Source organism: Flavobacteriales bacterium, from assembly GCA_025210295.1.
Lineage (GTDB): Bacteria > Bacteroidota > Bacteroidia > Flavobacteriales_D > Parvicellaceae > S010-51.
The window spans coordinates 1-9,452 of sequence record JAOASC010000029.1; the positions used below are offsets into that span (position 1 = coordinate 1).

A 9,452-nucleotide genomic window follows, 5' to 3' on the forward strand; every position below is an offset into this window, starting at 1 on the left:
AGCGCTTGCTGCATAGTTCTAAACACCTGCTTATTTGTTCCTTGAATTTTGGAACTTACAACCTGAATATTACATTGCAATTCGGATGTTTGCTGCGTAGCAAATGCCGATGTTGAGACAAAGAGAAAAAGTAAAAAAGTAATAAAGTTTCGCATGATTACATTTCTATTGTTTGAATCTAAAGTTATAAATTAAAACGAAAGAGAAAGTAATTTATTCTTCATAAAGTGAAATCAATTCTTCAACAATATCTTTTGCAACTTCAACTTTTGGCTTTAAATCGTATTTTTTAAGCTCTCCATTCTTATTGATAATCGTAATCTTATTAGTGTCGTGTTGAAATCCAGCTCCTTTATCGTTTAAAGAATTTAATACGATAAAATCTAGATTTTTTCGCTCAAGCTTCGATTGTGCATTTTTTTGCTCATCATTGGTTTCTAAAGCAAAACCAACCATAAACTGCTCTGAAGTTTTCATTTGCCCTAAGGATGCGGCAATATCTTTTGTTGGAGTAAGTTCTATCGTATAATTTTCTTTCCCTCTTTTTACTTTTTTGTCCTCTTTTAGAACAGGGGTAAAATCAGCAACAGCAGCAGCCATAATTGCTCCATCACATTTTGGGAAATTTTCAACTGATGCTTCATACATATCTTGAGCAGACATTACATCAATTCTATCGATCAAAGGATGATCTATTTTTAAACTAGTGGGGCCACTAATCAAGGTAACATTTGCGCCATTCTCTGCCAATTCTTCAGCAATGGCAAATCCCATTTTTCCTGACGAAAAGTTACCAATAAAACGCACCGGATCAATTTTCTCATAAGTTGGTCCGGTGGTAATTAATATTTTCTTATTGCTTAGCTTTTTTTTTTATCCGCAAAAAACTCCTTCAACTTTTCAACAATAGCTTCCGGTTCTTCCATACGTCCTTTGCCATACAAACCACTTGCTAACTCTCCGCTTGATGGTTCAATAAAACAATCTCCATAAGAACGTAAAATATCCATATTACGTAATGTTGCCGGATGTTTAAACATATCTAAATCCATAGCTGGAGCATGAACTACAGGACATTTAGCTGACAAATATGTTGTCAACAATAAATTATCACAAATTCCATGAGCCATCTTAGCCATAGTGTTTGCTGTTGTTGGAGCAACTAATAAAACATCAGCCCAAATTCCCAAATCAACGTGACTATTCCACTCTCCGTCATCATGCTTAAAAAAATCTGACAGAACTGTATTTTTAGAAAGAGTAGCCATTGTTACAGGTGAAATAAACTCTTTAGCAAGAGGTGTCATAATCACCTTTACAGTTGCACCTTCTTTCACTAATAATCGAACTAAAGAAGCCGCTTTATATGCAGCAATACTTGCTGTAACTCCTAATATAATGTTCTTCCCTCTTAACATAACAATTTTAATTAAAATAAAAAAGTTCCCTTATTCAGGGAACTTGAACTTTATCAAAAACTACTCTTGTGTTTTGTTCTCTTTGGCTGGATTGCGATAGTAAATATCACCATTGATAAACTCCTCAACGGCAATCAATGTTGGCTTAGGCAATCTCTCATAATATTTTGAGATTTCAATCTGCTCACGATTTTCAAAAACCTCTTCCAAGTTATCTGTATAAGATGCAAACTCTTGCAATTTCTTATTCAGTTCACTCTTCAACTCAACAGCAATCTGATTAGATCTCTTGGCCATAATCATTACAGATTCGTAAACATTACCCACCTCTTTGGTCATTTCAGTCATGTTACGGGTAATCGTAGAACTCGCTGCATTTGTCTTTTTGTAATCCATACTGTCTAAGAATTAGATCTATTTTAATTATTCGTATTAAACTTGCCTAAATATGCTTCTATATCTTCAAGCATTTTTTCTGCACGCCTTGCATATTTACTCTCTGGATATTCGTCAACAAAAGAATAGTATTCTTCTTTTGCATCATTATATCTCTCTCTCTTTTTTCCAGAAACACTCTTAAAAGCAAGCTGATGTTTTGATTCTAATAACATAAACATCAACTCTTCTCTATGAGATGATCCTGGATAATCTTTCAAACTATTCTGCAATGCAATAATCGCAGAAGGAAATTTCTCTCTGTCGTAATAATTACGAGCACTCAAATATGATTTATAAACTAACTTATCTTGAAGTTCATCAATGTAATCATTACACTTCGAAACTCGAGTTGAGTTAGGATAACGGTTGATATACAACTGGAATGCATCAATAGCATTTTGCGTTGGCGTTTGATCCATTCGCGGCTTTGGTGATTCCTTATAATAACAATATGCACTCATATATAAGCACTCTTCAGCATATGGACTATCTGGATAAGTCTTTAAAAACTGTCTAAAGTGATATCCTGCTAAATCATGCATTTCCTGTCCGTAAGAGCAATACGATATGTAATAACTAATTGTTTCAGCCTTACTTGTTCCTCTATAAATTGGTAATAGATTTTCAAAGAGAGTGGCTGCTTTTGCGTATTCTTCTTTGTTGTAATACTCTACTGCTTTCTTGTATTTTAACTTTTTATCAGGATTTTTCAATAGCTTTTGATAGTCGCTACAACCTGTCAATATAAATACAAAAAGCACGAATAGGAAAATGATTCTCTTCATAAACTTGCTACTATATTTTTTTGCATTGTGCAAAGATATAGTTTTCATCTGAATTATAGAATACTTTCGCGTTATATTATACAAATCTTTATAATTTATTGGTTTAATTTTAAAAAAGATTACTTTTGCACAATTAGAAAGAATATAACTCAAAAAAGCATAAATCGTGGATATTTTTGACAAAATTAAAACCCAAAAAGGGAATATTGGACAATATGCAAAACAAGCTCATGGTTATTTCGCTTTCCCTAAATTAGAAGGAGAAATCAATTCAAGAATGAAATTCCGTGGAAAAGAAGTTCTTACTTGGAGTTTGAATAACTATATTGGATTAGCAAATCACCCAGAAATTAGAAAAACTGATGCTGAAGCAGCAGAAAAATGGGGATTAGCTTACCCTATGGGAGCTCGTATGATGTCAGGTCAAACTAGTTTGCATGAAGAATTGGAATCAAAGTTAGCTGAGTTTGTAGGAAAGCCAGATGCATTCTTATTAAACTTCGGTTACCAAGGAATGGTTTCTATTATTGATGCATTAGTTGGTCGTCACGATGTGATTGTTTACGATTCAGAATCTCACGCTTGTATCATGGATGGTTTGAGATTACACCCAGGAAAACGTTTCGTTTACCCTCACAACGATATGGATAACCTTCGCAAAGAATTAGAGCGTGCTACCAAGTGGACTGAAAAAACAGGTGGTGGTATTCTTGTAATTACTGAAGGTGTATTCGGTATGGCTGGTGACTTAGGTAAATTGGATGAAATCTGTGCTATGAAAGATGATTTCAATTTCCGTTTGTTAGTTGACGATGCTCACGGATTTGGTGTAATGGGTAAAAACGGTGCTGGTGCAATCGAACATTTCGGTGTAGAAGATAAAGTAGATTTACACTTCTCTACTTTTGCAAAAGCAATGGCTGGTATCGGTGCATTCATCGCTTGTAGCGAAGAGGTAGGAACTTACCTACGTTACACAATGAGATCTCAAATTTTTGCTAAATCTCTTCCAATGCCAATCGTTGAAGGTTCATTGAAACGTTTAGAGATGTTGAAAACTATGCCTGAATTGCGCGAACAACTTTGGTCTGTTGCAAACGGACTTCAGCAAGGTTTGAAAGATGCAGGTTTAGATATTGGTGTAACTGAATCTCCTGTAACTCCTGTTTACCTTTCTGGTTCAGTAGCTGAAGGAACTCAGGTAACTATGGATTTACGTGAAAACTATAACATTTTCTGTTCTATCGTGGTTTACCCTGTAATTCCTAAAGGACAATTGTTACTTCGTTTAATTCCAACTGCAATGCACACTTTAGAAGATGTGGAATACACAGTAAACGCATTTAAAGATGTTGCACAAAAGTTAAAAGACGGAAAATACAGCAACGAAAAATTTGCTGATATCTTCAATCAGTAATATAAGATATTTCATAAAAAAAACGACATTCAATTTTGAGTGTCGTTTTTTTTTATAGCTACAAGTCTCAAGCTACAAGTTTTTCTTGAAGCTTATTTTTTATTCTCTTTCTGCCAAAAATCGTTCTGCGTCCATAGCTGCCATACAACCTGAACCTGCTGAAGTAATAGCCTGACGATAATGTGGATCTTTTAAATCTCCACAAGCAAAAACTCCATCAACATTTGTTTTTGTTGTATCTGGCTCTGTCAATACATATCCTTGATCATCTGTTTTTAAATAATCTTTAAACACATTTGAATTTGGTGTATGACCAATTGCGACAAAAAATCCATCAATCTTAATATCCACTTCTTCTTCGTCACTTTCTCCTTGTCTCTTAATCAACTTTGCGCCTTCTACTACTCCATCTCCATAAAGCTCTTTTGTATTGTGCTCAAATAAAATTTCAATATTTTCAGTTTTAAAAACACGATCTTGCATTGCTTTAGAAGCTCGCATAAATGATTTTCGTACCACCAAATATACTTTATTACACATACTTGCCAGGTAAGTTGCCTCTTCGGCAGCAGTATCACCACCTCCTACTACAGCAACATCTTTTCCTCTGTAGAAAAATCCATCGCAAGTTGCACAAGCTGAAACACCAGAACCTTTATACTTTTCTTCTGTTTCAAATCCTAAATATTTAGCAGTAGCTCCCGTAGCAAGAATCACCGATTCTGCTTCAATCACTTTCTTCTCATCAACCACCACTTTGTGTGGATAAACCGAAAAATCAACCGATGTAACCAAACCCCAACGACAATCTGTTCCAAAACGCTCTGCTTGCTTTTTCAAATCCTCCATCATTGCTGGACCTGTTACTCCTGCTGGGTATCCTGGAAAATTATCTACCTCAGTAGTTGTTGTCAACTGCCCACCTGGCTGTAAACCTTCAATTACTACAGGATTTAAATTTGCACGTGCTGCATAAATTGCTGCAGTATAACCTGCAGGTCCAGATCCCACAATTAAGCATTTTACTTTCTCAACATCTTCGTTAGGCTTACTTGAGTTCGTTTCGTTTAGGTTCATCGATTTAAATTCCATTTATTGTATTTTTAATTGTTCTTGTTCTAAATAAGATTTTGTATAACAAATTTACAAAATATAGATAAGTATACATCTATATTATCTATTGAAAAAATTAATTAGCTATTAGATAAAATCGAATCTCAAGGAAAATGAGAGCTCAACAAGAGCTTCAACAATCACTTTTATTGGGAAGGAAAATACGATGCTATTTCATCAATCAAATACTGTTCTGAATTTTCTTTTCTCTACAATTGTATAGGAGTCATTAGCCAAAGACCATGTTTTATTTATCATTTTCAGATGCTTTAAAGCCTTCTGCGCTGCTTTTTCATACGATTTAGAACTAGCTCCCAGTGCATAGTAAACAATTAACTTCTTCCAAATCACATTACTTGTACGAATCACAACATAATATCCTTTTTTTAAGCGATGCCCACACCTCCTCCCACCATCAAGTACTCTTATTTCATATCCTTCTTCTTCCGGATAATAGGCTCGTAAAAACTTAGCTGCGCTTTCTTGGGCATTCGAATTCGCCTCAACTCTATACGACATTGTTTGCCAATTGTCTTTCGCCACCGCAATAGCAATCTGTCCTTCAACTTTAAAAGAACAAATAATAAACAAGATAAAAACAATAAAATAAGCTTTGCTTGACATCATGTATTGATTTTATAAAAGATAGTCACCAAATTTAAATGAATTTTTACAATCCCATTTAATTACAATGCTTATTCGTAAAAATTAAGCTTGTAAGATACCCCATAGATAACAAAAGGATTAAAAAGAAAAAAGCTGAAGTTCATCCTCCAACTTTACAATATTATTTTAAAATAGTTTATTTTTTTTTGCAATCGAAACAGTTCTATCTCTAGAACTCTCTCCAAATCAATCAATCCCCATAATTAGCTCCTTGTAGTCTGGTTCTCCCAAAAAAATCGGAACAGGCTGTCAACATCGGTTTCATGTTGGGCAATTCCTGCCACGGGAACACTTAGTTGTTGTGCTTTGTTGTTTTTTCTTGTAAGCAAATATTATCATCCAAATTATAAATATATCTGCTGCCAGAAATATGATTAAACCAAACTTGTCTGTCTCTCTAGATTCCTTAAATTCCAATAGATTTTTGTTTCCAATTCTAACTGCATAGATGTGGTATGTTAAATCTTTATTGGAGTTAAAGTCATTTGCGTCATACGAGATTGTTAACCTTCTATTGATTACATTATTTCTAGAAATATATTCGTAAACAAGCTTATGTCTTTCATGGATAGCAAAAGTCAAATCTGAAGAATCAATTTTTAGTCCATATGCATAATTATATCCAACAAATCTTTTAGGAATCTTAATAGTGTAAGATTTCACTTTCCGCAACAAAGGAGACCTTTTCAGCTATATAGGGGTATCCTTTCCTCTACACGAACTTAGCTGTCAGCTACAGCCAAATGGGCTTCCGCTACACAAGAATCGGTTTCCGCTACAGAGGGAAGTTCTTCCGCTACAATAAAGAATAGCATTTCTATGTAGCGGAAGTCCAATCCCGTGTAGCGGAAAAGCAAAGGCTTGTAGCTGAAATCGAAATTACTGTAGCGGAAAGATATTTTTTGTAGCTGATGGCGATTTTCTTGTTACGGATGGGAAGAATAAAAAAAAGGAAGCATTACTACTACCTTATTGATATGGCGGTGCGTGACGCTAAAGCCAGACAAGCTTATAAATAAAAAAGCCCCTGATTTCTCAGAGGCTTGAATATGTTTTTAAGACTTATCTTATTCGTACATTTTTGCTGCAAACAATATATCTGCAAAAGTTTTCCAATCAACATTTTCTGGAAGAGGCAAATTCATATTTTCATAATAACCTTCCATGTCTTCAATCCAACTTTCCATTCCTTCTAGAAAAGAATCTATAGTTGTATTTTCCCACGAGTCTTTATTGTTTCTAAAGTCTTGGATATATAAACTTAGAAAATTTAAAAAATCCTGTTTGCTTTTAATTTTATTAATTTCCTGATGCATATTTTCTAATGAATTATCATATTTGAACCACCACCTAATTTTAACTGAGGCTAGCGCGAGCTTTTCTAGCTCGTGCTCTGCGAATGCAGTCAAATGTAAGAATATTTAATTTTCATATAGAAATCCCACTCACAAATTAATGCAAGTGGGTTCTATTACAATTATAGTATTTTCCTTGAAAATAGGTACGAGTGAGAAACACTCGCACCAGCTGTTTGTGCATGCTTGGACTATCGAGGCGCTCACATCATCAACCTACTTGATCTATCTAAATTTTTTAAATGTGAATAAATACTCTTTATCTTTCTTAATTAATCTTAAGGTGTCAGAATGAGCTGGTTTACTGACAGAATCGCCATATTTTGCAAATATGGAAAATCTATAATCTTTATTGGTTAAAATTCTCCTAGGCCAAAAACCGTATCTTTTGCCATTGATGCTAAAATAAGTGGTACCAGCACTAGCAGTTACATCTTGGATTATACCATGAATACTGCTAGTGTAAAATTGTTTATATAACCTTTTGGCTTTTTTTCCTCCATTCACTTCAGATATAACTATGATACAAGCAAATATAACGACAACAATTATTGGAAATATTTTTTTCATAACTAAAAATTTTACTTAAAATCATAAATTACCCATGTATTACTAACTCCGGCTGCACCATTAATAGGAACAAGACCAGCAGGTAAACCAACTCCAACATCTATACTGTATCCAATTATTCCATGACCAGTTCTTGTTGGTGTATAAGATCCAGTAATCCCAACTTTTCCACCTTCTGTTGCGCCAAAAGATACCCAACCACTACCATCACCATCTTGTATTGATGTAGTTAGCATACCTCTTTTGATATCCTTAACACTACCCAAATAATAGGCACCTCCGATATTAAAAGTAGCATCAATAGAATATCCAACTCCTATAGCTTGAGTTGCAGTTAAAGCTGGGAAAAATGATGCGTCATTACCTCTGGTTATCCATTGTAGGTCTATACTAGTTGCTCCTCCCGTACCAAATACACCACTAAATCCAAAACCTACAGAAATAAAGTCAGGTATAACTGTTCTGGTTACAGGATGATTCCAAACAACACGTCCTAAATTTAAATTATCTGACCAATGAAAAGTTGAATTATTATTTCCTCCAATAATCCCATTACATTGAAGAGGTCCACATCCAACCATTGGAATTCTGGCTCTATTTAGCGGTCTGTAATTATAAGTTGGCCTATTGATATTAGCCAATTGAGTTGCTACAGAATTATTAGCACTTAATACTCCTCTGTTTATTCTTGCCAATTTGCCATTCCAATCCAATTGTTGTTCATTAAGCATTCCCTGAAAAGCAAAATCTCCTGTACTACTAGAAGTAATACCTATATTGCCTGAATGCAAACCATTTTGATCAGCCCAACGAGCAAATTGATTTCCTGCATCCCAAATCTCATCCCAACCTTTTTTAACCCAAGATGTAAACTTTCCTAACCAACTTTTTTGTCCAGTTGGGTCGATGTAAATGAAAGGATTATTCAAACAATATGCAAAAAACACCCCACCTGTAATTGGCAAGTGAGGTGGTGTTGGTTATTTTTTGAAATAGATACAAGCTAAAGACGCTTACACTGTCAATTAGCTCGGACTATCAGGGAGATGTATTAAATGTATACTTATATTTATTATTTGATTTAATAAGAATTAATGTATCACCATGTGCTTTTTTTATTATTGAATCGCCAACCTTAGCAAAACCTATGAATGGTTTTCCTTTATTATTTATTGATCTAATAGGATTACATACGTAGATAGTAGTATCACCTTTAATCATAAAAAATACTTGATGATATCTAATTCCTGTTTTAATGACAACTCCCTGAATATTTGTATTGTGAAAGATTTTTTCTAATTTTTTGCCCCTTTCTTTAGGAGGAAATATTTGCATCAATAAATATATTCCCAGAGTGATAATTAGAAGTATAAAACCAATTATTTTGAAATTGTTATTTGTCATTATTTTATTTATTTAGGACCAATAATACCATTGCAAATTAAAAAACCACACCCCACAGCAGTAATCCTTACTCTATTTAATGGTCGATAATTGTACTTTGGAGCTATCATTCCTACTAATTACACAGAAAATGAATTACTTGCATTAGTAATACCGCGACTTACACTAATAGCCTTGCCATTCCAATCCAATTGTTGTTCATTAAGCATTCCCTGAAAAGCAAAATCTCCTGTACTACTAGAAGTAATACCTATATTGCCTGAATGCAAACCATTTTGGTCAGCCC

General features: G+C 34.2%; 9 protein-coding genes and 1 pseudogene. 1 reads left to right on the forward strand and 9 read right to left on the reverse strand.

Features of this window, described 5'->3' with window-relative positions:
• Positions 1 to 213 precede the first annotated feature (213 nt).
• From coaBC to bamD, 3 genes and pseudogenes are all read right to left on the reverse strand, one after another.
• Positions 214 to 1,424 (reverse strand): annotated as a pseudogene (coaBC, locus tag N4A35_09610) (bifunctional phosphopantothenoylcysteine decarboxylase/phosphopantothenate--cysteine ligase CoaBC).
• A 54-nt stretch (positions 1,425 to 1,478) separates the two neighbouring features.
• Positions 1,479 to 1,814, reverse strand: coding sequence for a DNA-directed RNA polymerase subunit omega (locus tag N4A35_09615; GenBank protein ID MCT4581661.1), 336 nt, complete (start codon positions 1,812 to 1,814; stop codon positions 1,479 to 1,481).
• Between the two features lie 23 nt (positions 1,815 to 1,837).
• Positions 1,838 to 2,641 (reverse strand): outer membrane protein assembly factor BamD, encoded by an 804-nt coding sequence (gene bamD, locus N4A35_09620; protein MCT4581662.1) that lies wholly within the window; start codon positions 2,639 to 2,641, stop codon positions 1,838 to 1,840.
• Between the two features lie 163 nt (positions 2,642 to 2,804).
• On the opposite strand from bamD, the gene N4A35_09625 reads away from it, so the two are divergent.
• Complete coding sequence (locus N4A35_09625; GenBank protein ID MCT4581663.1) at positions 2,805 to 4,058, forward strand: aminotransferase class I/II-fold pyridoxal phosphate-dependent enzyme; 1,254 nt, start codon at positions 2,805 to 2,807, stop codon at positions 4,056 to 4,058.
• A 99-nt stretch (positions 4,059 to 4,157) separates the two neighbouring features.
• Here N4A35_09625 and trxB read toward each other — a convergent pair whose 3' ends face one another.
• The 6 genes from trxB to N4A35_09655 form a co-directional block, all read right to left on the reverse strand.
• The gene (trxB, locus tag N4A35_09630; protein ID MCT4581664.1) at positions 4,158 to 5,150 is read right to left on the reverse strand and encodes a thioredoxin-disulfide reductase; all 993 of its coding nucleotides are present in this window, start codon (positions 5,148 to 5,150) and stop codon (positions 4,158 to 4,160) included.
• A 198-nt stretch (positions 5,151 to 5,348) separates the two neighbouring features.
• Positions 5,349 to 5,798, reverse strand: a complete 450-nt coding sequence (locus N4A35_09635) for a hypothetical protein (protein ID MCT4581665.1) — start codon at positions 5,796 to 5,798, stop codon at positions 5,349 to 5,351.
• Positions 5,799 to 6,904: 1,106 nt separating this feature from the next.
• Positions 6,905 to 7,246 (reverse strand): hypothetical protein, encoded by a 342-nt coding sequence (locus tag N4A35_09640; GenBank protein ID MCT4581666.1) that lies wholly within the window; start codon positions 7,244 to 7,246, stop codon positions 6,905 to 6,907.
• Between the two features lie 171 nt (positions 7,247 to 7,417).
• Positions 7,418 to 7,762, reverse strand: a complete 345-nt coding sequence (locus N4A35_09645) for a hypothetical protein (protein ID MCT4581667.1) — start codon at positions 7,760 to 7,762, stop codon at positions 7,418 to 7,420.
• 11 nt (positions 7,763 to 7,773) lie between these two features.
• Positions 7,774 to 8,727, reverse strand: a complete 954-nt coding sequence (locus N4A35_09650; GenBank protein MCT4581668.1) for a hypothetical protein — start codon at positions 8,725 to 8,727, stop codon at positions 7,774 to 7,776.
• A gap of 73 nt (positions 8,728 to 8,800) precedes the next feature.
• Positions 8,801 to 9,166, reverse strand: coding sequence for a hypothetical protein (locus N4A35_09655; GenBank protein MCT4581669.1), 366 nt, complete (start codon positions 9,164 to 9,166; stop codon positions 8,801 to 8,803).
• Between the last annotated feature and the right edge of the window lie 286 nt (positions 9,167 to 9,452).

What these genes read in the sequence shown, in the direction of transcription:
- N4A35_09615 (MCT4581661.1), bottom strand. Translation starts at nt 1,814, where the DNA reads ATGGATTACAAAAAGACAAATGCAGCGAGTTCTACGATTACCCGTAAC.
- bamD (MCT4581662.1), bottom strand. Translation starts at nt 2,641, where the DNA reads ATGAAGAGAATCATTTTCCTATTCGTGCTTTTTGTATTTATATTGACA.
- trxB (MCT4581664.1), bottom strand. Translation starts at nt 5,150, where the DNA reads ATGGAATTTAAATCGATGAACCTAAACGAAACGAACTCAAGTAAGCCT.
- N4A35_09645 (MCT4581667.1), bottom strand. Translation starts at nt 7,762, where the DNA reads ATGAAAAAAATATTTCCAATAATTGTTGTCGTTATATTTGCTTGTATC.
- N4A35_09655 (MCT4581669.1), bottom strand. Translation starts at nt 9,166, where the DNA reads ATGACAAATAACAATTTCAAAATAATTGGTTTTATACTTCTAATTATC.
- N4A35_09635 (MCT4581665.1), bottom strand. Translation starts at nt 5,798, where the DNA reads ATGATGTCAAGCAAAGCTTATTTTATTGTTTTTATCTTGTTTATTATT.